The organism is Rahnella selenatireducens, from assembly GCF_046449555.1.
Lineage (GTDB): Bacteria > Pseudomonadota > Gammaproteobacteria > Enterobacterales > Enterobacteriaceae > Rahnella > Rahnella selenatireducens.
On record NZ_JBKEZJ010000002.1, the window covers coordinates 439089 to 460972 of the forward strand.

A 21884-nucleotide genomic window follows, 5' to 3' on the forward strand; every position below is an offset into this window, starting at 1 on the left:
AAGAATATCTGGTAAAAAATAGCCACTCAATGAAAAATACTCGACGATGTTTTCAGCAAAATATGTCACATCTGCTCGTCATTTTTGATCATGCTAAAGCACCGATCCCACCAGGTAAAACATCACCATACTCAGCATCACAACGGTGACTGTACTTCGGATAAACAGAGCAAACAGCACGCTGAAAACCGTTCCCCAGAAATACGGATTATCGGGAAATACGCGCAAAACACCGTCCTGCGCCACAATGATTGGCCCGCAGATTGCCGTGAGTAAACAAGGCGCGGCGTATTTCAGCGCCTGATGGATAAAAAGCGGCAGGCGCACCGGGAGACGGGGTTCGAGGAACACATAGCGGTTAAAAAAAACAATGCCCGCGAGGCTCAGTAACAGTAACCAGCTCATTCTTTTTCCCCGCATAATCTGGCGACCAGCAGCGAAATTGCCATCCCCAAAAGCCCGGCAATAATGATTGCACCAGAGAAATGCCATGCGGCAAACAACATCGATAATCCTAACGAACTGCAAACGCCTGCCAGCACTGCAGGCCGGTTTATCATCGGGACTACCAGCGAGGCAAACGTCGCAATGATGGAGAAATCCAGATGAAAACGCCCCAGTTCCGGAACTGAAGAGGCCATCAGTATTCCCGCCAGACTACACAGCACCCAGCACAAATAAAAGGTCAGCCCTGCCCCGAGCATAAACGCCGGCGTCAGCGCACTGCGTTCTCTGTGGGCGGTGCTAAGCGCAAAAAGTTCGTCGGTCAGCAGAAACCCTACAGGAATACGCAGGCGGGCGGCAAATACAGAAACCTGCTGCCTCAGCGTCAGGCCATACAGAAAGTGTTGCGCCGTCAGAAAAAATACGGAAATCGCGATGACCCACGCATTCGCCCCTGTCAGCAGCATCCCCAGCGTCACCAGCTGAGCCGCACCGGCATAAATAATTGCTGACATTCCAAGGCTCTGGGAAAACGTCAGGCCGGACTGAATCGCCATTGATCCTGCCAGAATGCCCCACGGTATCACGGATAAACACAGGGGCAGCATCGCGACCGCGCCGTGCATAAACCCGTTATGCCGGGCTGAAATTTGCGAAGGAATTGTCATAAAAGTGAACCTTAATAGAGTGAAAGGTCACTTTAGGTCAGTGCAGGAAACAGGTCTTGAACGCGATTGCTCGCTGCTCAGAAAATTTTATGAGCTTTAACGAACTGACCGGGCGTGACCCCGATGGCCCGTTTGAAATGACGGTTAAGGTGGCTTTGATCGGCAAATCCGGCCAGCAACGCCGATTCACCAATCGGCACGCCGCCCAACAGGCAGGCTTTGGCTTTCCGCAGACGCGCCTGAATCAGCCAGGAGTGCGGCGACAATCCGACCACTTTCTTAAACTGGCGCAAGAAATGCCAGGTGCTCAGCCCTGCGGCTTCCGCCAGTTCCGTCAACCCGAAATCTGCTTCAGGACAATCATTAAGCAGGTCTTTAATCCGCAATATCTGGGATTCGGCATTGCTCAGCGGGCGGGGCGTTTTTGGGGAAGAACAGTGCCGCATCACCAGCCGGGTCATTGTCGACATCAGCAGGCTTTCTTTAAACAGTTTGTCTCCGGGCTGTAACAATACATCGAAGGTCAGTTGCAGCTGGTGCGCAAGGCCGGGGTCATAAACCACCGGCATAGGAAACCAGGGGATCTCGCCATTTATACTCAGCAAATCGCGGGACAGCGATTTCATCAGCGATGGATGCGGATAGATGGCCCGGTACGACCATCCGAATGCAGATTCGGCCTGTCCGGTATGCACTTCATCCGGATTCACCAAAACAATATGTCCCTGCGGCGCGCAGTGCTCACCGCCGCTGCGGTAGAACCGTTGCGTACCCTTTTCGATCAGCGAAATACAAAACGTCTCGTGAACGTGGCGTGAAAAACACTGTTCACGGTAAATCGCATTCAGCATCTCCAGCCCGTTAAATTCAGCCAGATGATAATAATTTGTCTGTTCCTGAAGAGTTGCCACAGTGCCGTCACGTCATTTTGCGCAAAAAGAAATATCTGTATACCAATCCGGTTTCTGAAAATCTTGAACAAAGTTGCTGCGATAAGAATAAAAAAGCCGGTAACACCTGAAAAGTGTTACCGGCTTTTTACCGCGTTCGGAGTGAAAACTTACGCGTTCAGCAGTTGCCGTGCGGTTTTCTCAACCAGCGCCAACAGGACTTTGACATCCTCCAGCGTTACGGTCGGGTTCAGCAACGTCAGTTTCAGGCAGGTCACGCCGTTATGCTCAGTCACGCCCACGTTGGCACGACCTGATTCCAGCAGCGCATCACCGATTTTCTGATTCAGCAGCGCGATAGCCGCGTCGCTGGCGGTCGCCAGCTGCTGTGGACGATAACGGAACAGAACGCTCGCCAGCTGAGGCTTCATCACCAGTTCCAGCGCGGCTTCGGACGTTACGAACTGCGCCACGTCTTGTGCCAGCGTCACACCGTGGTCGATGATTTCGGCGTATTGTTTCTGACCCAACGCTTCCAGACCCATCCACAGTTTCAGTGCATCGAAACGGCGGGTGGTTTGCAGTGACTTAGACACCAGATTTGGCACGCCAGCCGCTTCGTCGAACTCAGAGTTCAGGTAAGCCGCCTGATAGCGCATCAGCTCGTAGTGACGCTCTTCTTTGAGCAGGAACGCACCGCAGCTGATGGTCTGGAAGAACTGTTTGTGGAAGTCCAGCGTAATGGAATCCACCAGCTCAATACCGTCAAGATAATGACGATATTTTTCAGACAGCAGCAATGCACCGCCCCACGCCGCATCTACATGCACCCAAATCTGTTGTTCTGCGGCCAGTTCAGCAATTTTACGCAGCGGGTCGATAGCACCGGCGTCGGTGGTACCGGCCGTTGCGACAATCGCCAGGATCTGCTCGCCATTGGCCTGAGCCTGCGCCACTTTCTCGCGTAAATCGTTGAAATCCATACGGGCGTATTCATCGGTTTTGACGAGTGTGACAGACTGATAGCCGAGGCCCAGCAATGCCATGTTCTTCTGCACGGAGAAGTGCGCGTTTTCAGAACATAACACTTTAATTTTACGCAGATTACCGGTCAGACCATCCTGCTGGATGGAGTGTCCCTGACGGGCGAAGAACGCGTCACGCGCCAGCATCAGCCCCATCAGATTGCTCTGGGTGCCGCCGCTGGTGAACACGCCCGCATCGCCAGCCTGGTAACCGACCTGAGTACGGAGCCATTCAATCAGCTTCATCTCGATGATGGTCGCTGACGGGCTTTGGTCCCAGGAGTCCATGCTCTGGTTAGTGGCGTTAATCAGCACTTCCGCGGCCTGGCTGATCACCAGACTCGGGCAATGCAGATGGGCCACGCACTGCGGGTGATGCACCGACAGGCTGTCTTTCAGAAAATATTCAATTGCACGTTCAATCGCAGCCTGATTGCCCAGGCCCTGAGGATTGAAGTCAAGCGTAATACGCTCACGCAGTTCAGCAACGGTTTTCCCCTGATACATCTCAGGTTGTTGCAGCCACTGCACAACAGCTTCACTGCTCTGTGCAATGGCCTGCTGGTAGGCTTCAGTGCTTTGCGCTGAGCCTGCCAGAATCGGGTTTAACTCGGACATCAGAATCTCTTACTCCGCTCAGACAGGTTTGATGCCAGCCGCCAACAGCGCCTGTTCAAACTTATCGAGGAAAATACCCAGCTCATCATTGGTGATCAGCAGGGAAGGCAACAGGCGTAACACGCAGCCGTTACGGCCACCGCGTTCCAGGATCAGTCCAGCACCGAAGCATTTTTTCTGCAACAGCGCAGACAAATCGCCATCAGCCGGGTAGCAACCCATGTGATCCTGCGCTTCGTTTGGTTTAACGATCTCAATACCGATCATTAAGCCCAGACCACGCACGTGACCGATGACCGGGTAACGTTTTTGAAGATCAGCCAGCTTGCCTTTCAGCCATTCACCCTGCGCGGCGACTTTTTCTGCAATCTTTTCGTCTTTCAAGATTTTCAGCGTCGTCAGGCCGGTGGCCATTGCCAGTTGGTTACCACGGAACGTGCCGGTGTGGTGACCTGGAGCCCAGGCGTCGAACTGTTTTTTGATACCCAAAACCGCCAGTGGCAGACCGCCGCCGACCGCTTTAGACATCACGATAATGTCCGGCTCGATTCCCGCATGTTCGAAGGCGAACTGTTTGCCGGTACGGCAGAAACCCGCCTGAACTTCGTCGAGGATCAGCAGAATGCCTTGTTCCTGAGTCACTTTACGGATGCGCTGCAACCACTCAGCCGGAGCCGGATTCACGCCACCTTCGCCCTGAACGGCTTCCAGAATTACGGCCGCAGGTTTGCGAACGCCGCTTTCCACGTCGTTGATCAGGTTTTCGAAGTAATAGGTTAATGCTTTAACGCCAGCCTCACCGCCGATACCCAGCGGGCAGCGGTACTGGTGCGGATAAGGCATGAACTGCACTTCCGGCATCATGCCGTTTACGGCTTCTTTCGGAGACAAGTTACCGGTCACCGCCAGCGTGGCGTGTGTCATACCGTGATAACCGCCGGAGAAACTGATGATGCCAGAGCGACCGGTGACTTTTTTAGCCAGTTTCATGGCCGCTTCTACCGCATCCGCACCCGATGGGCCGGTGAATTGCAGGCAATACTCTTTGCCCTGTTGCGGCAGTAAAGAAAGCAGATATTCTGAGAACTGATCTTTCAACGGTGTTGTCAGATCCAGTGTATGTAACGGCAAGCCGCTGGTAATGACATTTTGGATGCTTTGCAGCACGTCCGGATGATTATGTCCAAGAGCCAGCGTACCGGCACCGGCAAGGCAATCAAGATATTGATTATTCTCAACATCGGTGATCCACACGCCATTGGCCTTCGCAATTGCTAACGGCAACTTGCGCGGGTAGCTCCTGACATTCGATTCAAATTCAGCTTGTCTCGCCAAATAGGTTTCATTGTTTCCGTTTAATGAATTCGCACCTAAACTGTCAATACGGACTTTATCCGTCATCATATCTCTCCTACAACCGCAGGTTATGGAAACGCTGCAATTGAATAAATGTATTTAAAAGGTAAGTACCATGAGAAAAACGCGGCCAATATATGGCTTTTTACTCTGTACCTCAATAATTTATTTTGTATAGAATTGTTTATTCTTTTTTAAAGGAATCAATATGTTGCTGATTTAGTGAACGATCGTGCTGACTTAACTCCGTTACACGGTCATTAATAAAGCACTAAAAAGCACTTCCTGTCAGGTAAACAACGGGTAAACGCGTGATACCACGGGAACAAAATTGCCCTTAAGTGACATCGCATCGTCCCGCGCTGGCCGTGACTTCGCACCGGCGCAGAGGCCGGTTTACGGATCCCATGAAGAACATTGTTATTATAGCCTGCCGAATGTTAGGCGGCCGCAGATAATAACCTGGCGGGCAGTAAATGGCTGAATATTAGCCGAATATAAATTTTGAAATATATTACACCGATATAACGGCGGGTTATTAATGAAGTAATTCGGACTTTTGTTATATCGGCGAATAACGGAAATGCGATTTCCTAAACGCAACCGCAATATTGCTAGCTATTTTTTGCCTTATCTTTCCCTTTGCGATAAAGGTCATACAGCGCGACGTAATCCTGAAAAACCTGCAACAGAAAGGCATCTGCTTCGTGCCCGAGCATACTGTTGGTCTGCATCTGATAGCGCGCTTTTACCGCATCAATCCACAGTTTCTTCGCCGCCGGGCCGGGTTCCTGCACCAGATGCGCCAGCCAGTAGACCGCGTTGCGCCTGACCGTCACCACCGGATCCGGACAACGGCAACACCACCAGATCGGTTCGAGTATCTTTGAGAACATCAAGGAACTGATCCCCCGCCAGGCCTGCACGGTATAAGGAGGCGGCGTCCACGCACTTTGCCAGTGAACCGCCTGCCCCGTCAGCAACGACATCATCAGCGCCTGCGCCGAGGGCGATAAAATTTTGGTCATGTACTCCCTTTATCTTTCTGGCTAATCATCTAAAAACCTTAAGAAAGATAGCCTGTCTCATCGAGAACGCTGAATTTTATTTATCGGGGGTTCAGCGTGAAGATGATTATTTCGGCAGAACCAACGTAAAGCGGCTGCCTTTGTCCGGCTCGCTTTCTACCACAATCCGCCCGCCGTGTAATTCCGCGATGGTTTTCACAATCGCCAACCCGAGGCCGGTATTTTCAGTCAGGCTGCGCGAGGCGTCGATCCGGTAGAAACGGTCAAAAATCAGCGGCAGATGTTCGGCCGCAATTCCTTCGCCGGTGTCTTCGATACTCAGCCAGATAAATTGCGTGTCCTCTCTGGCGCTCAGGGTAATCAGCCCGTTTTCGCCGGTATGGCGGATGGCGTTAGACAGAATATTCGACAGTGCGCGCTGGATCAGCAGCGGATCGCCCTGCAATGCGATATCGCCTTCACTGACCAACCGGATATTTTTTTCTTCCGCCAGCACGTCGTAGAAATTGATCAGTTTTTCAAATTCGTGACGGCTGCTCATCCACTCTTTCGCCAGAGATTCGCGACTGTTGTCTGCCCTGGCGAGAAAAAGCATGGAGGAAATCATACGGGACAAACGTTCACCTTCTTCAACAATGGCGGCAAGGGTTTCCTGATATTCCCGGCTGCTGCGGTCTTTCGACTGCGTCACGCTGGCGGCGGAAATCAGGTTATTGATCGGCGCACGTAATTCGTGGGCGATGTCGGAGGAAAAACGGTTGAGCTGCTTAAACGAGGCTTCAAGCCGCATCATCATCCGGTCAAAAGATGCGGCCAGCGCGTTCAGCTCCGTCGGCCAGCGCTGCGTGGAAATACGGGTATGCAGGTCTTCGGCGTGGATTTTCTCAATATCGGCAATGATCAGCCGCAGCGGCGATAATCCCCGGCGCGCCAGCCAGAAACCCAGAGCGGCAAACAGGGTGATCGCCAGCGCGGCGATCACCTGCATCATCTGATAATAATTTTCGATGATCTCGTTATTTTTGGACACGTTCAGCGCCGCCTGCACCAGCCATTGCTGGTTGTCGCGGAGTGTGAAATGCGTTGAGGTAATCAGGTATTTTTCGCGGTGTTCTTCATCACCGTAGCGCCACGAGCGGTAACTGAAGTTTTGCGTCGGCGGCGAAAAGTCAGACTGTGGCACGCGCATATTCGCCGACTGAGAATAGATTTTTCCGTCCGGGCTAATGATGCGCAACGACAGACGCTCCTGCTTCGCCACGAATTCAAACAGTTCCTTTTGCCACTGCGCTTCCGTGCCCTGCCGTTCGCTGATGGCTATCGCCATTTCCTGCTGAAACTGCATTGAGCTGCGCAGTTCCTGTTCGTCTTTCTGATTGAGCTGCGAACGCATGGTGGAATACAACAAGCCGGACACGCTGTACAAAACGATCGCCATCGTCAGCGAAAAATAGAGCGTTAACCGGAAGGTGATCGGAATATTTCGCAGTGCGCGCAAAAGGGATTTCATGAGGTGCGCAGTTCCAGCACATACCCCGCACCGCGCAGCGTATGCAGAAGTTTGTCCTCAAAATTGTCGTCAATTTTGTTGCGAAGACGACGGATCGCCACGTCGATGACGTTGGTTTCCGGGTCGAAATTCATGTCCCACACCTGCTCGGCCAGCACTGTGCGGGAAAGCACTTCGCCGGAGCGGCGCATCAGCAAACTCAGCAAGAGAAACTCTTTTTGGGTAAGTTCGATACGCACGCCGCCACGTGTCACTCTGTGCTTAAGCAAATCAAGCGTCAGATCTGCCACCTGTAACTGATTTTCTTCTGCTGCGGGCGAAAACTGCGCCGTCTGTCGCCGCAGAATCACCCGCGCGCGGGCGAGCAGTTCGCTGAACGAAAACGGTTTAATCAGATAATCCTCCGCGCCCAGTTCCAGCCCGCGCACGCGGTCTTCGACGTCGTCACGCGCGGTCAGAAACATAATCGGTGTTTGTTTACCGGCCTGACGCGCCATTTCAATCACTTTCCAGCCGTCAATGCCCGGCAACATGACGTCCAGAATGGCCAGGTCATAATCATTGGTTAGCAGAAAATGCAGCCCGTCGACGCCGTTTTGCGCGACATCCACGACGAAATTATTCTCCGTCAGCCCCTTGGCGATATATTCAGACGCCATTTTCTGGTCTTCCACTAACAATAACCTCATGCCAGCTCCTTAAGCACAAATAAAAGCTCCCCTTTTTTGACGAAATCGCCTTCGTGGAACGCCACCTGCGCCACGGAACTGGTGATTTGCGCACGGACGTCCACCTGATTAAGCGACACCAAATGTCCCTGCGTATTCAGCGTCAGGGGCAAATCTTTGGTTTGCGCCGCCACCAGCGTGACTAGCGGCACGGCGGTCGTCGGTTTTACAGCCGCAGGCGAACTGCGCAACGAATAGCCCCAGAAAGAGGCTCCGCAAACCAGCACTAACGTGATTACAGCAAGGCGCTTTGGCCTGGAAATGTTCATACAACGGGTCTTCCCGGCAATAAGATATTGCGCCGAGTCTACGCTGCGTGCCCCTACAGAAAGCCGCCAGAAAAATGACAACTTTGTAATGTTCCTCGCAGGCTCTCTCCGATTAATGAACTCAGCTCATAAAGGTATGCGGATTGCCACCTCTAATTCGATGAACCTCAAGCGACTATGATTCAACCCACGTTAAGCATTCGTTGTTACTCATCCTGAAATCACAGGATTTTGGGATTGCAGGATAAGAGACTACACAACGGATCGCAGATCCCACGGACACTGAACGTATCACGTCAATACTGAGGAAGAATCACATGCAAAAACGCTTACTGGGCAAATCTGGCCTCGAAGTTTCGTCTCTCGGTTTAGGCTGCATGGGGCTGAGCTTTGGTTACGGCGCAGCAACGGAAACCCGTCAGGCCATTAAACTTATCCGCGCCGCGGTCGAACGCGGCGTGACCTTCTTTGACACCGCCGAAGTTTACGGCCCGTACCTAAACGAAGAAGTGGTCGGCGAAGCGCTGGCACCGGTGCGCGATAAAGTAGTGATCGCCACGAAATTTGGTTTCACCTTTGGTGACGATAACAAACAGCAGATCCTCAACAGCCGCCCGAAACACATTCGCGTTGCGGTGGAAGGCTCGCTGAAACGCCTGAAAACCGATGTCATCGATCTGCTTTATCAGCACCGCGTAGATCCGGAAGTGCCGATTGAAGACGTCGCCGGCGCAGTAAAAGATCTGATTGCCGAAGGTAAAGTGAAACACTTCGGGTTGTCCGAAGCGGGCGCACAAACTATCCGCCGCGCGCACGCCGTGCAGCCGGTTACTGCGCTGCAAAGCGAATATTCCATGTGGTGGCGCGAGCCGGAGCAGGAAATCATTCCGACACTGGAAGAGCTGGGTATTGGTTTTGTGCCATTCAGCCCGCTGGGAAAAGGCTTCCTGACCGGCGCGTTTGATGCGAATGCCACCTTTGGGAGTGATGATTTCCGCAGCAAAGTGCCGCGTTTCTCACCGGAAGCGCTGGCGGCAAACCAGAGCCTGCTGGCTGTGATTCATAATATCGCCCAGGAAAAACGCGTTACACCGGCACAGATTGCGCTAGCCTGGTTGCTGGCACAAAAACCGTGGATTGTACCGATTCCGGGCACCACCAAACTGCAGCGTTTGGAAGAAAACTTAGGCGCAACGGACGTTACGCTCAGCGACAGCGAATTACGCAACCTCGGCAGCGCGCTGGCCGCCGTCGAAGTTCACGGCGACCGCTATCCGGCTGCGTTGCAGGCACGCGTTGGGCGCTGAAACTCAAAAACGACGAAAACGGAGCGGGCTCAGTTCCGCTCCGGATCCCCGGCTTCATCGCGCATTTTTTGCGCCCGCGCCAGTCTGTCCATTTCATCTTGTTTATTGCGCTCGACCGCTTCCTGATGAATGCGGTCAGTTTCGGCATTCTGCTGTTTAACACGTTCCTCAACCTGTCTGGCATAGTCGCGAGAACTCTTCTCAAACTCTTCCTGTTGTTTTCGTTGCTGTTGCAGAACCTGTTCATACCGCTGACGGTTCTTCTCAGCAGCCTGATCCAGAAACTGCTGACGCGATTGCACATCTGCGTTGGCCACTAAACTGAAAAGCAAAGCCGCTGTACCCGCGACAATCCCCAGACGTGCATTATTTTTAGCTGCCAGTAAACCGGTCATATGAAAACTCCCTTTCTAAAAATGAATGTGTATTACAGGAAAACAATAACAAAGAGGGGAAGTACGGCAGTTAGGGGAAGTGTCCTAAATGTCTGAAAACGGCAGAAAAGTAAAAAACCCGATACTCAGTACCGGGTTTGGAGAATTAACGCAGAAATAACCAGAAAATCAGAAGGTTTCCCACGAACCCTCATCGGCGCTGGCAGCAGGCACCGCACGACGGTTTGGCAACAACGCCGGGGATTTTGCGTGCGTGGCTTTACGTACGGCGGAGGTTGCCGTCGCCGCGCTGACTTTAAAGATGCTGATGGCCTGCGACAGGCGCTCCGCCTGTTCGTTGAGGGAATACGCCGCCGAAGACGCCTCCTGAACCAGCGCGGCGTTCTGCTGAGTCACTTCGTCCATCTGATTGATGGCCTTGTTGATCTCTTCAATGCCGGTGCTTTGTTCGTTGCTGGCAATCGCAATTTCACCCACGATATCCGTGACGTTTTTCACGCTGGAGACCACTTCGGCCATTGTCGCGCCCGCTTTTGCGACCAGTTGCGTCCCGTTATCGACTTTAGAAACCGAATCGTCGATCAGTACTTTGATCTCTTTCGCTGCACTGGCAGAACGCTGCGCCAGATTGCGCACTTCCGAGGCCACCACGGCAAAACCGCGACCCTGTTCACCGGCACGCGCAGCTTCTACCGCGGCGTTTAGCGCAAGAATATTGGTCTGGAATGCAATGCCGTCAATGACCGAAATGATATCGACTATTTTGCGCGAAGAGACATTAATACCTTCCATCGTATTCACGACCTGCCCGACCACTTCGCCGCCTTCCACTGCCACGCGTGAAGCCTGTGTCGCCAGCTGATTCGCCTGACGTGCGTTATCGGCATTTTGTTTCACCGTCGCGGTCATCTGTTCCATCGCCGACGCCGTTTCTTCAAGCGAGCTGGCCTGTTGCTCAGTACGGGAAGACAAATCCAGGTTACCGGCGGCGATTTCGCTGGACGCGCTGTTAATGGCGTTCGTTCCGGCACGCACTTCTGTGACGATCTTGAGCAGATTTTCGTTCATGTTTTTCAGGCCCTGCATCAGCTGCCCGGTTTCGTCGTTCGATCTCACCTGAATCTGCGTCGTCAGGTCGCCTGCCGCCACGTTTTCTGCCACTTTTACCGCGTTAAGCAGCGGACGGGTAATAGAACGCGTCAGGAAATAGCCCATTGCCGCAGCCAGCAAAATCGCCAGCGCAGAGAAAATCAGCGTCAGTTCGATGGCAGTATGCCCGTCTGCTACAGCTTTTTTGCCTTCGGCCTGCAACTGTTGATCCTGAGAGTTGGCGAACGCGGTTGCCAGATCCAGATAGGCGTTTTGCGACGTGGTCAGTTTACGCAGGACATATTCGGTTGCACCGTCCATATCACCGGCGCGGGCCAATGTGATTAACGCTTCTTTGCCACTTTCAAACGCCTCGCTGGCATCCTGCAATGCTTTGATTTTTTGCTTACCGACCACCGTTGACTGAATGGCAGCAATTTTACTCATCGCCAGGTTGGTTTGTTTAACGGTGTCATCAAGTTGTAAATAGCGTTTTTGGTTTTGCTCAGGGTTTTTAGTATCAATGACAATTCCGCGCAAGAATTTAATCTGATTATTCACTCCGTCGCGGACATCAAATGCCAGACGCACTTTCACATAACGATCGCTGACTATTTGGTCGATACTGGCATTAATGCCGCTTATTTTGGTTACCGCCGTCACGCTGACGATGATTAATAGTAAAATTACCAGGCTGAATGCGGCCCCTAAACGAGTGCCTACCCGCATATTGTTGATCATAATGAACATTCTAACTCCCTTATTTCCTGGCCAATAAAATGAATTCAACACGAAACAATTCAAAGTACTGATGATTGCATAGCGAAATTACTGTTTATTTTCTTTTAAATAAATCAGCACCACTTATCTCAAATTAATTTTTAAAGCGGGGAAAAATACCTTTAAAAATATTTACGGTTCAGGAAGGTTATCGGTACAAATAAAGAGATCTTTAGTGACGGTATTATTAGGGAAGTGTAAAAAGAAATGAATCAGAATGGTTTGTTACTGTACGAAAATGGAATTGCGATTTACGCCTCCCCTTTTCAGGGGAGGCCGCTTTACGCGCTGGCGAACATTTCCGCCAACCAGCCGGTGCGCATTTCCGGTACCGAGCGCAGCAACTCGCGGGTGTATTCGTCCAGCGGTTCGCTCAGTGCGGACGCCACCGGCCCCTGCCGTACAATCACGCCTTGTCTAAGCACGGCCACTTCATCAGCAATCTCACGCACCACCTGCAAATCATGCGTGATAAACAGGTATGCGATGCCTGTGTCGTGCTGGATTTTACGCAGCAGCGCCAGCACGTCGCGCGCCACCAGCGGATCTAACGCCGACGTCGGTTCGTCGCACACGATCAGCTTCGGCGCCGCCGCCAGCGCCCGCGCGATGCACACGCGCTGTTTCTGGCCGCCGGAAAGTGCCGAAGGGAAACGCTCCGCCAGTTCCGCATGCAGCCCGACCTGCGCCAGCAGTTCGCTGACTTTGGCCTGCCGTTCGCTGCGGTTAAGCGAAGTAAAACATTCCAGCACGCGGGAAATCTGCCCGCCAATCCGCTCTTTCGGGTTCAGCGCGGTATCGGGGATCTGATGAATCAGCTGCACATCGCGCAACTGCGGGCGGCTGCGCTGACGCAGACCGGCAGGCAGCGTGTGCTGTTCCAGCGTCACTTCCCCTGTTTCCGGGCTGAGTAATCCGCAAATCACTTTGCCGAGCGTTGATTTCCCCGAACCGGATTCGCCGATCACCGCCAGCGTCCGGCCACGCGGCAGGTTCAGGGAAATATCCTGCAAGACCGGCTGCGCCTGATAACGTGCACTGATATTGCGCAGACTCAGCGCCACCGGTGCCTCGCCGGTTTGCGGCGTTTTGGTTTCGCCCTGCGCATTCAGCAGACGCCGGGTGTATTCCTGTTGTGGCTGCGCCAGCAGCTGCGCGGTCGGCGCCTGTTCCACCGTTTTGCCGTGCTGCAACACCATAATCTTGTCGCTGATTTGCGCGACAACGGCCAGATCGTGGCTGATGTAAATCGCCGCCACGCCGGAAATTCGGATCACATCGGCAATGGCTTTCAGCACACCAAGCTGCGTAGTGACATCCAGCGCGGTCGTCGGCTCATCGAAAATCAGCAGCTCGGGACTGGCGCACAGCGCCATCGCAATCATCGCCCGCTGCAACTGACCGCCGGAAACCTGATGCGGATAACGCTGATAAAATGCCTGCGGCTGCGGCAAACCGAGCTGTTCAAACAGTTCAATGGCACGCACCTGTGCCTGCTGGCGGTCATAGATTTTGTGTTTCAGCGCCGGTTCAATCACCTGTTCACCCAGGGTAATCGCCGGATTAAACGCCGCACCGGCGGACTGCGCCACATACGCAATATGGCGGCCACGGATCTGGCGCAAACGCCGCTCAGACAACGCCGTGAGATCTTGCCCGTTAAAGACAATGCTGCCGGAATGAATACGCATTCCCTGACGACAATGACCGAGGATTGCCAATCCGATCGTGGATTTCCCCGCGCCGGATTCACCAATCAGCCCCAGGACTTCGCCGCGTTTGACGATAAAAGACACATCATCCACCAGTGTACGCGGATTTTTACCGGCGGACACCACGCGCAAATTTTCTGTTTTGAGTAAAACGTCGTTCATGCTTTTTTCCCCCAGACGCGGGTCGAACCGCTCATCAGCCAGTCGGCGACGGCATTGACCGCCAGCGCCAGCACCGCAATCGCCCCGCCGGGGATCAGCGCCGCCCAGACGCCAAACAGAATCCCGTCTTTATTATCCCGCGCCAGCCCGCCCCAGTCGGCGGTCGGTGGCTGAACGCCAAGGCCGAGGAACGACAGCGCTGAGAGGAACAGCAAAATGAAAATAAAACGCAGGCCGAATTCGGCAATCAGCGTCTGTAAGGCGTTAGGCAAAATCACCCGCCGGAGGATCCAGCCGAGGCTTTCTCCGCGCAGGCGCGCCACATCGACAAACTCCATCACGCCGATATCTGTCGCCAGCGAACGCGCCACGCGCAGCACGCGGGTGGATTCCAGCAGCCCGAGAACCAGCGTCAGGGTCAGCAAGGTTTTCGGTAAGACGGCCAGCACGATCAGCGCCAGAATCAGGGTCGGGATCGCCATCACGATGTCGTTGCAGCGCGAAATCACCTGATCCAGCCAGCCGCCTCGTAATCCGGCGATAAAGCCCAGCGTACAGCCGACCGAAAAGGCCACCAGCGCCGCCAGAGCGGTAACACCCAGCGAAACGCGGGTGCCCCAAATGAGACGAGAAAGCAGATCGCGCCCGAGATTATCAGTGCCGAGCAGCGCATTCGGCCCCGGCAGATCCCACGACATGCCCAGCGTCTGATCCGGTGCGTGCGGCGCCAGCCACGGCGCAAAAATCGCGATAAGAACAAAGAGACTCAGCACAAGCAGGCCAAGAATCGAGGCAGGTTTTAAGGCAGGCATTGCAGCAATTCCTAAAATTTAGCGGTTATGGCGTAAACGCGGATTGGCGACCAGCGCCATCACGTCGGCCAGCAAATTCAGCAGAATATAAATCCCGGCCAGCAACAGCGCGCAATCCTGCATCACCGGAATGTCGCGTTTGCTGATGCTGTCGACCATGTATTGCCCCAGCCCCGGATACACAAAAACGTTCTCGACAATCACCACGCCGACCATCAGATACGCCAGATTGATCGCCACGACGTTGATAATCGGGCCGATAGCGTTGGGCAGAACGTGACGCCACAAAATACGCGACGGCGACAACCCTTTCAGCAACGCGGTATCCACATAGGCGGAGCTTTGCGCGGCAATCAGCGCGGCGCGGGTCATGTTGCTCATGTGCCCGAGGATCGCCAGCACCAGCGTGGCGCATGGCAGTGAGATTGCAGAAAGTTTGGTAGCCAGCGGCATGTCCGGCGAAATACTGCTGTTGCTCGGTGCCCATGCCAGCGTGATGGCGAAAATCAGGATCAGCAGATAACCGGAGAAAAATTCCGGCAGCGCAACGGTGGCGCGGGTGATGGCATTGAGGAAAGTATCAATAACGCTGCCATGATAACGCACGGAAATAAACCCGATGATTAGCGCCAGCGGAACCGCGATGGCGGCAGTGCATCCTGCCAGAAACAGCGTATTGCCAAGCCGCGTAAACAGCGGGCCGCTGATGGCTTCGCGGGTGGAAAAACTGGTGCCGAAATCGCCGTGCAGTACGCCGAACAACCAGCTCAGATAGCGACTCGCCGCCGGTTTATCCAGCCCGAGTTGTAAGTTCAGTTCGCGTATGGCGTCCGGCGTCGCGCTCTGGCCGAGAATGGCCGTCGCCGCATTACCCGGCAGCAACTGTACACCGGCAAAAATCAGTACGGAAACCGCCAGCACCACCAGTACGCCATAAAAGAGGCGCACCAGCACCATGCGCAAAAGCGAGCCGTTTTGTGAAGCACGGTTCAGCGAAAAACGGCCCGCAGGCCGTTGTGATGTTTTTACAGAAGGAAGCTCTGACATTATTCTCTTACCCGGCTCAGCTTTCGATCCAGATTTTCTCTGCCGCGCGGTTACCGCTCAGCGGCATTCCCGGCACGGAGGTGAATCCTTTGATTTTGGAAGAGCAGCCATCAAGCGCGTCGGCGTACAGCGGAATGACTTCACTGCCCTGATCGACCAGCATCACCTGAATATCGTGGTAAATCTGCTTACGGTGCGCTTCATCCGGCTCACCGCGCGCAGCTTTCACCATCGCATCGAAGGCCGGAACGTGCCAGGCCGATTCATTCCACGACGACTGGCTGGTAAACACCAGAGATAGCAGCGCATCGGCGGTCGGACGGTTCGCCCAGTTCGACGACACAAACGCTTTTTTCTGCCAGATATCATTCCAGAACGCGTCATCCGGTACGCGAACCACGTTGAGGTTGATACCGGCTTTCGCCGCAGATTGCTGATAAAGCTGACCGGCATCGACCGCGCCCGGGAAACCGGCATCGGCCACGTTAAGCGTCAGCGGACCGTTGAACCCGGATTTCTTCCAGTGGAACTGGGCTTTTTCCGGGTCATACGGGCGCTGCGGAATGTCTTTCGCAAAGTAACGGTTCGACGGGAAAATTGGATTGTCGTTGGCAACGGTGCCGTATCCGCCCAAAACGGTGTCGATAATCTGCTGACGGTCGATGGCGTATTTCAGCGCCAGACGGCCATCGACACTATCAAACGGCGCCAGATTCGACAGCCCCGGGAAGGTGTAAATCATGCTGTCTTTCGCGCGCACCAGTTTCAGGTTTGGCATGCGCTCGATACGGCTGACAATGCGCGGATTCACACGGTTAATCAGGTGCGCAGAGCCGCTGACCAGCGCCGCCACGCGCGCCGTGGAGTCGTTCATCGCCAGCGTTTCGACGGAATCAACATGCCCGCGTTCGCTGTTCCAGTAGTTCGGATTGCGTTTGGTCAGCGTGGTGACGCCCGGCTGGAATTTCTCCAGAATGAAAGCGCCGGTGCCGATGCCTTTGTCGAAGTTTTCATTTTCTGCAGTGATCGCAAAATGCACCGCGCTCAGCAGCCAGACAAATTCCACATCGGCGGCGGTCAGTTTGATCGTCACTTCATGTTCGCCGGTTGCTTCAAGGGAACTGACGGTGTCCAGATAGCCTTTCACCGGCGACGTAGATTTCTCGCCGCGATGGTGATTCAGGGAATACACCACGTCTTTCGCGCCCAGCGAACGTCCATCATGGAACTGCACGCCCTGACGGATTTTCAGCACCCAGGTTTTACTGCCATCGGCAGATGACCAGGATTCCGCCAGCGAGGGCGCAAGCCCGGCGCTTTCGTCGATTTCCACCAGATTATTAAAGACCTGAGAACCGACAAAATACATGTAGGTTTCGAACCAGAATGCCGGATCCAGACGGTCGGTGCTGGAGGCGTTATCGACGCCCACCACTAAATGTCCGCCTTTTTTCGGCTTTTCCACTTGCGCGGCAAATGCGTTGCCCAGCCACAGTGAATGTGTGGCGGCTGCGATGGAAAGTGCCCCCGCACTTTTAATAAACGAACGACGATCAATCATGTTTTTTCCCCTGTCACTGAGGCGATAACGCCCCTAAATTCAGTCCGGCGTGCGGCTGATATTTTTGATTTTATTGACTGAATGCGTTTTTCAATGCCGCGATGTGTTCTGGCCCGATCCCGCAGCAGCCGCCAACCATCGTTGCGCCCTGCGCTACCCAGTCTTCGGCAAATTGCAGATATCCGGCAGGATCGGTGTCCTGACGCATTTTGCTTAACCCTTCGTTCGCGCCGCGTTTGTTATCCGCAGGCTCAAAAGCGTTGGCATAAACGCCGATATCAAGAGAAGTGTTTGCGGCACGTGCCGCACGTACGGCGGCGGCCATCACTTCCGGGCGACTACAGTTGAACAAAATCGCGCTGGCGGATAAACGCTGCGCGGCGTCAACCGCCTGCTCAATGGATTCACCGGAGCGCAGCAGCGCCTGGCCGTCATCGTTAAGCTGATCCTGCAAGGTGAACGAGAACCACAGCGGACGCCGGTCATCGCCCAACACGTCTGTCAGCACTTCGCGCACAGCTTCAACCTCGGCGACTGAACTTTGCGTTTCGGCCAGCCAGTAATCCACGGTGTCTTTGAGATTTTCCACCAGCACTTTCAGCAGTTTTTTCGCCGCAACCGGTTCGAAGAGATCCGGGCGATAAGAACCCAGAACCGGTGGCAAGGAACCCGCCACGTTCACCGGCGTTTTTGCCGCATCCGCTGCTTCACGCGCCAGTTTTCCGGACAGCGCAATCAGCGCCGCGCCCTGCTCAGCAAAGACTTTGTCGCCCACATGGAAAGGGACGACGGCGTAACTGTTGGTGGTGATCACGTCGGAACCGGCTGCAATAAAAGCGTCGTGCGCTTTACGGACAAACTCCGGTGCCTGGATCAGCGACAGCGCCGACCACTCTGGCTGACGGAACGGCGCGCCCATCCGGGCAAGTTCACGGCCCATTCCGCCATCGAGGATTTTGATGTTACTGATCATTGTGTCGGCGCCTCGCGTTTTCTTATCTGAATCAAACAGTAATTCAGCAGGTGAATAACACTCTACAAAACGAACGTTTAGATGTCTAGATTTCTTAATGGCTAAAAAGAGAAAAGCAAACTCGCGATGACGGAATGGTAATAATTATTTACACAGTTAAACTCAATACGTATTATTCTCATTCGCTTTACTAACTAAACCTGACCTTTCATCATTCTGGCCCTCTTTTTCGGGGGATCCCGGCGGGTCTTGTTCACCCTTTTAAAGCGTTATAAATATCTAAAAGTTGTGGCTAATAAAATATAAAATAATCTTTCGGAGATTAATAAATGGTATCCGTTTCAGGGAAAAAGTCAGTTAAATCAATCCGTGGCAGGAATAATAATTTAGGACAGAAACTTTCACTTTCTGTTATTGCTGTTTTTATTTCGTCGTCTTTACATTCTGCTTATGCCGCCGAAACTACGGCGAATAAAACCGACGATACGGTCGTCGTGACCGGCCAGAATAACGCCGCAGCTACCGACACTGCCGCCACCGATTACAGCGTACCGGTCACCACCGCGGGTACCAAAATGGCGCTGACCACGCGCGATATTCCGCAGTCCATCAGCATCATCAGCAAACAACGTATGCAGGATCAGCAGCTGCAAACGCTGGGTGATGTACTGAAAAACACCACTGGCATTCAGGAAAGCGTCTCGGATCTTGACCGCCGCACCTATTACGCGCGTGGCTTTTTAATCGATAACTACATGGTGGATGGTATTCCGACCACCTTCGACCCGCGCTGGGATCTGGGCGATTCACAGTCCGACACCGCGCTTTTCGAACGCATCGAAGTGGTGCGCGGCGCAACCGGCCTGATGACCGGCCCGGGCAACCCATCCGCCTCCGTCAATCAGGTGCGTAAACACGCCGACAGCAAAGAATTCACGGGCAATGTTTCCGCAACTTACGGCAGCTGGAACAAACAGCGTTATGTGGCAGATTTATCCACCCCGCTGAACGAATCCGGCAGCGTGCGTGGCCGCCTGATCACCGGATATCAGGATCAGAACAGCTACGTTGAGCGTTACGGCGCGACCAAAAAATTCGTCTACGCCACGGTGGATGCCGACCTGACCGATTCCACCCTGCTTTCCGCCGGTTACGAATTCCAGCAAAACAACACCGACAGCCCGACCTGGGGCGGCATGCCGCGCTGGTATCTCGACGGCAGCAAAACCGATTACCGCCGTGGCTTCAACTCCGCGCCGGACTGGGCTTACAGCAATAAAGAAACCACCAAACTTTTCACCACTTTGAAGCAGTCCTTCGATAACGGCTGGCAGGCGACGCTGAACGGCACGCATACCGAATCCCGTATCGACAGTAAAATGATGTACATCGACGGGACATTCGATAAAACCACCGGCGTGGGCGAATCCGCTTATGCCGGTTATCCGGTCGTCGCGGGAACCGGCTACAACACCGGTAAACGTAAAGTCGATGGCGTGGACGCCTTTGCCAGCGGCCCGTACGAACTGTTTGGCCGTCAGCATGAACTGATGACCGGCGTGAGTTATTCCAAACAACAAAATACCTATTACAGCTCATTCGCCAATATTTCGACCGAAGAGCTGGGCAACTTTAACGATTACAACAGCCAGTTCCCGGAAACCGACTGGGGCCCGCGCTCTCTGGCTGAGCGGGACGTTATCCGCCAGAAATCAGCGTACGTCGCCACGCGTATTTCGCTGGCCGATCCGCTGCATCTGATTGTCGGTGCGCGTTACACCAACTGGAATTCTGACACCCTGACGGCTCAGATTGAGAAGAACAACATCACGCCTTACGCCGGTCTGGTGTTCGACATCAACGATACCTGGTCAACCTACGCCAGCTACACGTCGGTATTCCAGCCGCAGACTTACCGCGATATCAACGGCGCGTATCTGTCGCCGGTTATCGGTAAAAACTACGAAGCGGGCGTAAAATCCGACTGGTTCAACAGCCGCCTGACCGCTTCCGTTGCGGTGTTCCGCGCGGAGCTGGATAACGTCGCGCAAAGCACCGGCCGCACCATCGAAGGCTCGACCGATACGGCATATGAAGGCAAGAACGGCACGGTGAGTCGCGGGATTGAATTTGAACTGAATGGCGCGCTGACCGACAACTGGCAGATGACGTTCGGCGGCACCCGTTACATTGCCGAAGACGAAAACAGCGATGCGGTTAACCCGCAACTGCCGCGCACGCAGCTGAAACTGTTCACCAGCTATCGCCTGCCGATGTTGCAGGATCTGACCGTCGGCGGCGGAGCGAACTGGCAGACCCACGTCTGGCAGGATGAGCCAGGCCCAAGCGGCAACGGAACCCGTTACGCCGAGCAAGGCAGCTATACCGTGGTTAATCTCTTCAGCCGTTATCAGGTCACGAAACAACTCGCCGTTCAGGCCAACGTGAACAACCTGTTCGACAAAGAATATGACACCAGTGTCAGCCAGTACGTGGTCTACGGCGAGCCGAGGAATGTGTCGGTGACAGCGAGTTATAGCTTCTGATTTTGGCTCGCAGATACTGGCCGTATCGGGCATAACCGGAACGGTACGTATCGGTTATCGCACAGGTCAAGGTCGTGGCACCGGCCCACACCGGGTTAAGGAGCGTAAATGCGCTCCTTAATAATCCTGCGTTTTTTAACTGCGCGCTATCCCTCGCTGGCTATGTTTCAGGTGCCGCCGTTATTGCCGCAAACGCCGCCGCTTCGCGGTACTCTCATTTCAGGTTCGTACCTGCTCGAAAAAAGACTCTCGCTGTTTCTTACCGTTCATTCGACGTCATTTTGAAAGCGGCCAATGGCTATGTAATTCGGAAGATTGAGATAGATATGACTGAGCTTATGCTAAGAAGCAACGCCTCTAAGAGCACCTGGTTTTACGATTAGAAGATCATCCTTTTCTCGTCTTTTGCATTGTTTAGCAAAATCTACTGCCATGGCAGGATTACTCAGAAAGATATTATACTCGCTTTCACTTATCTCATAATATTCTTCATAATCAATCATATGATTGGTTACAGGAATGGACAGATAATATCGAGCAGTCTCTGTTTCAATTCCAATAGAATATCTTTCCTCTCTGCTAAAAAAAACGTCTTCAAATTTCATTAAATTATCTCATCTAAATTTAACAGGAGAAACCGTGTAATCACTGGGTAATATACTCCCCGCATCAATCACTGCTTCGGCGTTATTGTTTGGTAGTATCCCTCCCGGTACCCAAAATTCATTCACACCGGCCTCATTTCCAGAAGGAATCCGTAGATTAAAATCACCAGGTTTAGGGATGTCAACACGTACAACATTTGCCGCGAAAGCTTGCCGCTACGCGGTACCTTCATTTCGGTATTACTCGGCCTGCGGCCTCGCCCTTCGGGTCGTCACTTCGCTCGGCTCAAGCCTTTAAGTCTCGAAACGCTCATTAAGCAAGCTTTCTGAAAGCGGCTGGAGGCTTTTTCAATTCTGAC

General features: G+C 53.6%; 20 protein-coding genes. 3 read left to right on the forward strand and 17 right to left on the reverse strand.

What is annotated here, in order from left to right; genetic code table 11:
- Window positions 1–93: 93 nt before the first annotated feature.
- From ACLBVC_RS05350 to ACLBVC_RS05390, 9 genes are all read right to left on the reverse strand, one after another.
- A complete protein-coding gene (locus ACLBVC_RS05350) occupies window positions 94–405 on the reverse strand; it encodes an AzlD domain-containing protein (RefSeq protein ID WP_410148642.1) in 312 nt (103 codons plus the stop codon).
- Complete coding sequence (locus ACLBVC_RS05355; RefSeq protein WP_410148644.1) at window positions 402–1112, reverse strand: AzlC family ABC transporter permease; 711 nt, start codon at window positions 1110–1112, stop codon at window positions 402–404. The genes ACLBVC_RS05350 and ACLBVC_RS05355 overlap by 4 nt, the downstream gene beginning before the upstream one ends.
- Window positions 1113–1189: 77 nt before the next feature.
- On the reverse strand, window positions 1190–1963 hold the full coding sequence (locus ACLBVC_RS05360) for an AraC family transcriptional regulator (protein ID WP_410148835.1): 774 nt from the start codon (window positions 1961–1963) through the stop codon (window positions 1190–1192).
- A gap of 209 nt (window positions 1964–2172) precedes the next feature.
- Entirely contained in the window at window positions 2173–3645 is a 1473-nt protein-coding gene (locus ACLBVC_RS05365) for a pyridoxal phosphate-dependent decarboxylase family protein (protein WP_410148646.1), read from the reverse strand.
- Between the two features lie 18 nt (window positions 3646–3663).
- Window positions 3664–5049, reverse strand: coding sequence for a diaminobutyrate--2-oxoglutarate transaminase (locus tag ACLBVC_RS05370; RefSeq protein WP_410148648.1), 1386 nt, complete (start codon window positions 5047–5049; stop codon window positions 3664–3666).
- A 566-nt stretch (window positions 5050–5615) separates the two neighbouring features.
- Window positions 5616–6029, reverse strand: coding sequence for a hypothetical protein (locus ACLBVC_RS05375; RefSeq protein ID WP_410148650.1), 414 nt, complete (start codon window positions 6027–6029; stop codon window positions 5616–5618).
- Between the two features lie 106 nt (window positions 6030–6135).
- Complete coding sequence (locus ACLBVC_RS05380; protein ID WP_410148652.1) at window positions 6136–7539, reverse strand: heavy metal sensor histidine kinase; 1404 nt, start codon at window positions 7537–7539, stop codon at window positions 6136–6138.
- On the reverse strand, window positions 7536–8228 hold the full coding sequence (locus tag ACLBVC_RS05385) for a heavy metal response regulator transcription factor (protein ID WP_410148654.1): 693 nt from the start codon (window positions 8226–8228) through the stop codon (window positions 7536–7538). The genes ACLBVC_RS05380 and ACLBVC_RS05385 overlap by 4 nt, the downstream gene beginning before the upstream one ends.
- Window positions 8225–8536, reverse strand: coding sequence for a biotin/lipoyl-binding protein (locus ACLBVC_RS05390; RefSeq protein ID WP_410148656.1), 312 nt, complete (start codon window positions 8534–8536; stop codon window positions 8225–8227). The genes ACLBVC_RS05385 and ACLBVC_RS05390 overlap by 4 nt, the downstream gene beginning before the upstream one ends.
- Before the next feature lie 317 nt (window positions 8537–8853).
- Between ACLBVC_RS05390 and ACLBVC_RS05395 the strand changes: the two genes are divergently transcribed.
- Window positions 8854–9843 carry an aldo/keto reductase gene (locus ACLBVC_RS05395; RefSeq protein ID WP_410148657.1) on the forward strand — a complete coding sequence of 330 codons (990 nt, stop codon included), beginning with the start codon at window positions 8854–8856 and terminating at the stop codon, window positions 9841–9843.
- 29 nt (window positions 9844–9872) lie between these two features.
- Here ACLBVC_RS05395 and ACLBVC_RS05400 read toward each other — a convergent pair whose 3' ends face one another.
- The 7 genes from ACLBVC_RS05400 to ACLBVC_RS05430 form a co-directional block, all read right to left on the reverse strand.
- Complete coding sequence (locus ACLBVC_RS05400; protein ID WP_410148659.1) at window positions 9873–10238, reverse strand: hypothetical protein; 366 nt, start codon at window positions 10236–10238, stop codon at window positions 9873–9875.
- A 168-nt stretch (window positions 10239–10406) separates the two neighbouring features.
- Window positions 10407–12077 (reverse strand): methyl-accepting chemotaxis protein, encoded by a 1671-nt coding sequence (locus ACLBVC_RS05405; RefSeq protein ID WP_410148661.1) that lies wholly within the window; start codon window positions 12075–12077, stop codon window positions 10407–10409.
- 311 nt (window positions 12078–12388) lie between these two features.
- Window positions 12389–13981: an ABC transporter ATP-binding protein gene (locus tag ACLBVC_RS05410; protein WP_410148663.1), complete on the reverse strand. Its 1593-nt coding sequence runs from the start codon at window positions 13979–13981 to the stop codon at window positions 12389–12391.
- Window positions 13978–14793: an ABC transporter permease gene (locus ACLBVC_RS05415; RefSeq protein ID WP_195824164.1), complete on the reverse strand. Its 816-nt coding sequence runs from the start codon at window positions 14791–14793 to the stop codon at window positions 13978–13980. The genes ACLBVC_RS05410 and ACLBVC_RS05415 overlap by 4 nt, the downstream gene beginning before the upstream one ends.
- Before the next feature lie 18 nt (window positions 14794–14811).
- Window positions 14812–15750 carry an ABC transporter permease gene (locus ACLBVC_RS05420; protein ID WP_410148837.1) on the reverse strand — a complete coding sequence of 313 codons (939 nt, stop codon included), beginning with the start codon at window positions 15748–15750 and terminating at the stop codon, window positions 14812–14814.
- 106 nt (window positions 15751–15856) lie between these two features.
- On the reverse strand, window positions 15857–17398 hold the full coding sequence (locus ACLBVC_RS05425) for an ABC transporter substrate-binding protein (protein WP_410148839.1): 1542 nt from the start codon (window positions 17396–17398) through the stop codon (window positions 15857–15859).
- A gap of 73 nt (window positions 17399–17471) precedes the next feature.
- On the reverse strand, window positions 17472–18374 hold the full coding sequence (locus ACLBVC_RS05430; protein ID WP_410148666.1) for a homocysteine S-methyltransferase family protein: 903 nt from the start codon (window positions 18372–18374) through the stop codon (window positions 17472–17474).
- 329 nt (window positions 18375–18703) lie between these two features.
- Between ACLBVC_RS05430 and fhuE the strand changes: the two genes are divergently transcribed.
- Window positions 18704–20920, forward strand: coding sequence for a ferric-rhodotorulic acid/ferric-coprogen receptor FhuE (gene fhuE / locus ACLBVC_RS05435; protein ID WP_410148668.1), 2217 nt, complete (start codon window positions 18704–18706; stop codon window positions 20918–20920).
- Window positions 20921–21028: 108 nt separating this feature from the next.
- Complete coding sequence (locus ACLBVC_RS05440) at window positions 21029–21205, forward strand: hypothetical protein (RefSeq protein ID WP_410148670.1); 177 nt, start codon at window positions 21029–21031, stop codon at window positions 21203–21205.
- 56 nt (window positions 21206–21261) lie between these two features.
- On the opposite strand, the gene ACLBVC_RS05445 is transcribed toward ACLBVC_RS05440, so the two are convergent.
- Complete coding sequence (locus ACLBVC_RS05445; RefSeq protein WP_104925068.1) at window positions 21262–21525, reverse strand: hypothetical protein; 264 nt, start codon at window positions 21523–21525, stop codon at window positions 21262–21264.
- Between the last annotated feature and the right edge of the window lie 359 nt (window positions 21526–21884).

Bases quoted from the DNA above. Each gene is read 5' to 3' on its own strand.
- ACLBVC_RS05405 (WP_410148661.1), bottom strand. From the start codon at position 12,077: ATGTTCATTATGATCAACAATATGCGGGTAGGCACTCGTTTAGGGGCC.
- ACLBVC_RS05390 (WP_410148656.1), bottom strand. From the start codon at position 8,536: ATGAACATTTCCAGGCCAAAGCGCCTTGCTGTAATCACGTTAGTGCTG.
- ACLBVC_RS05410 (WP_410148663.1), bottom strand. From the start codon at position 13,981: ATGAACGACGTTTTACTCAAAACAGAAAATTTGCGCGTGGTGTCCGCC.
- ACLBVC_RS05400 (WP_410148659.1), bottom strand. From the start codon at position 10,238: ATGACCGGTTTACTGGCAGCTAAAAATAATGCACGTCTGGGGATTGTC.
- ACLBVC_RS05420 (WP_410148837.1), bottom strand. From the start codon at position 15,750: ATGGTGCTGGTGCGCCTCTTTTATGGCGTACTGGTGGTGCTGGCGGTT.
- ACLBVC_RS05370 (WP_410148648.1), bottom strand. From the start codon at position 5,049: ATGATGACGGATAAAGTCCGTATTGACAGTTTAGGTGCGAATTCATTA.
- fhuE (WP_410148668.1), top strand. From the start codon at position 18,704: ATGGTATCCGTTTCAGGGAAAAAGTCAGTTAAATCAATCCGTGGCAGG.
- ACLBVC_RS05365 (WP_410148646.1), bottom strand. From the start codon at position 3,645: ATGTCCGAGTTAAACCCGATTCTGGCAGGCTCAGCGCAAAGCACTGAA.
- ACLBVC_RS05380 (WP_410148652.1), bottom strand. From the start codon at position 7,539: ATGAAATCCCTTTTGCGCGCACTGCGAAATATTCCGATCACCTTCCGG.
- ACLBVC_RS05360 (WP_410148835.1), bottom strand. From the start codon at position 1,963: ATGCTGAATGCGATTTACCGTGAACAGTGTTTTTCACGCCACGTTCAC.
- ACLBVC_RS05395 (WP_410148657.1), top strand. From the start codon at position 8,854: ATGCAAAAACGCTTACTGGGCAAATCTGGCCTCGAAGTTTCGTCTCTC.
- ACLBVC_RS05445 (WP_104925068.1), bottom strand. From the start codon at position 21,525: ATGAAATTTGAAGACGTTTTTTTTAGCAGAGAGGAAAGATATTCTATT.
- ACLBVC_RS05375 (WP_410148650.1), bottom strand. From the start codon at position 6,029: ATGACCAAAATTTTATCGCCCTCGGCGCAGGCGCTGATGATGTCGTTG.
- ACLBVC_RS05350 (WP_410148642.1), bottom strand. From the start codon at position 405: ATGAGCTGGTTACTGTTACTGAGCCTCGCGGGCATTGTTTTTTTTAAC.
- ACLBVC_RS05430 (WP_410148666.1), bottom strand. From the start codon at position 18,374: ATGATCAGTAACATCAAAATCCTCGATGGCGGAATGGGCCGTGAACTT.
- ACLBVC_RS05415 (WP_195824164.1), bottom strand. From the start codon at position 14,793: ATGCCTGCCTTAAAACCTGCCTCGATTCTTGGCCTGCTTGTGCTGAGT.
- ACLBVC_RS05355 (WP_410148644.1), bottom strand. From the start codon at position 1,112: ATGACAATTCCTTCGCAAATTTCAGCCCGGCATAACGGGTTTATGCAC.
- ACLBVC_RS05440 (WP_410148670.1), top strand. From the start codon at position 21,029: ATGCGCTCCTTAATAATCCTGCGTTTTTTAACTGCGCGCTATCCCTCG.
- ACLBVC_RS05385 (WP_410148654.1), bottom strand. From the start codon at position 8,228: ATGAGGTTATTGTTAGTGGAAGACCAGAAAATGGCGTCTGAATATATC.